The 233-nt window shown below is 61.4% G+C and carries 1 protein-coding gene; it reads left to right on the top strand.

What is annotated here, in order from left to right:
- A partial coding sequence (locus EOB49_RS35970; protein ID WP_206526242.1) for an FAD binding domain-containing protein occupies window positions 1-233 on the top strand: 233 nt, incomplete at both ends.

Below are 233 nucleotides of genomic sequence, written 5' to 3'. Positions count from 1 at the left end.
CCGATGTCGGCCTCTGGGTCACCAAGCACATGCGCGATATTTCGCCGGCCATTTTCATCGGCAATCTCGACGGACTTTGCACCATCTCGGAAGAAAACGGCATCATTTCGATCGGCGCGGGCGTCACCTACACTGACGCCTTCGCGACATTGGCGAAGCGTATCCCGGCGCTGGGGCCGTTGTTCGATCGCATCGGCGGCGAACAGGTGCGCAACATGGGCACCATCGGCGGC

This window comes from Mesorhizobium sp. M7A.F.Ca.MR.148.00.0.0, assembly GCF_003997735.1.
Lineage (GTDB): Bacteria > Pseudomonadota > Alphaproteobacteria > Rhizobiales > Rhizobiaceae > Mesorhizobium.
This window is presented reverse-complemented; position numbering and strand designations above follow the sequence as displayed.